The organism is Ruegeria sp. HKCCD7255 (assembly GCF_013031565.1).
In the GTDB taxonomy this organism is placed as follows: Bacteria; Pseudomonadota; Alphaproteobacteria; order Rhodobacterales; family Rhodobacteraceae; genus Ruegeria.
The window spans coordinates 1-1,212 of the sequence record NZ_WQAG01000038.1; the positions used below are offsets into that span (position 1 = coordinate 1).

1 protein-coding gene is annotated in these 1,212 nt (G+C 50.8%); it reads left to right on the plus strand.

Annotated elements, in window-relative coordinates; translation table 11 throughout:
- A partial coding sequence (locus GOX45_RS21915) for an aldo/keto reductase (RefSeq protein ID WP_371809010.1) occupies positions 1–959 on the plus strand: 959 nt, incomplete at its 5' end.
- Positions 960–1,212: the final 253 nt, after the last annotated feature.

Here is a 1,212-nt window from a genome sequence, read left to right on the forward strand (position 1 = left end):
ATTGGGAGGTTGGCATGGCAGAGCTACGCGAAATTGGTAAGACAGGTATACGGGTCCCTCGCATCGGGTTTGGATCGACGGGGTTGGGAAGTATCCCGGAAATCTATGGGTATGAAGTTGAGGAAGACCGCGCGATTGATACAATTCGGGCAATTCTTTCGCAGCCAAATGCGTTCCTGGACACATCCCGTTGCTATGCCATGGGACGAAGTGAAGAGCGCATAGGAAAAGTCATTCGTGAGCTTGGTGGTTGGCCAGACGGTCAGGTGCTTTCCACCAAAATCGACCGGGACATGGAAACCGGTGCTTTTGATGCTTCTCAAGCGCGTAGATCAGTCGAGGAAAGTCTCGCGGCCCTAAGCGTCGACAGCGTTGATATACTCCACGTCCACGATGTCGAATATGCAAATGACCTATCTGAGGTCAAAGGACGAGGTGGCGCGATTGAAGAGTTGTTCCGTATCAAGGAGGAAGGTCTTGCAAAGGCGGTCGGAATCGCGGCGGGACGTATCGACTTAATGATGCCAATTTTGGAGGGTTGGGATTTTGACGTGGTCCTGACACACAACAGACATACGCTAGTGAACGATAACGCAGCACCTCTGATAGAACTCGCGAAATCACGAGGCGTTTCAATATTGAACGCAGCACCTTATTCCGGAGGTGCACTTGCCCGAGGCAGCGCGATCCATCGCTTTTATGTGTATCGACCCGCAGATGATGAAGTACTTGCGCCAATACGTGCTGTTGAAGAGGTATGCGGGCACTACGATGTCCCAGTCGGAGCGGCTGCGTTGCAATACTCTTTGAAAAACGACGACATTACTTCAACGGTTTGCGGGGTGACATGGCCTCAGCATGTTCAACAGGCGATGGAATGGGCAGAGTGGTCTATCCCTGAACGCCTTTGGGAAGAACTCGCTGAGCTCGATAAAACTTCAAGCGATCCAGAAGCTTAGAGTCAATTTTCGGATAGGATACTGTTCTGCCAATTGACTGCTTTGGGCTTAGAGCTATCGGCCGACGTGGTCAGCCTAAATAACCTGTTTTTGGACCCGAGAACACTGCTTTCGACCTGCTCAAGCTTGTCAAACCTCACGAGTTTCATTTGCCGAAGCAGGATAGCGACGCAAACCCGTCGTATTTCTATCAGATTGAGCATTGAAAATCGATCAAAGCAGCGCTGACATTTGGGATTTGGATGCACTGGTC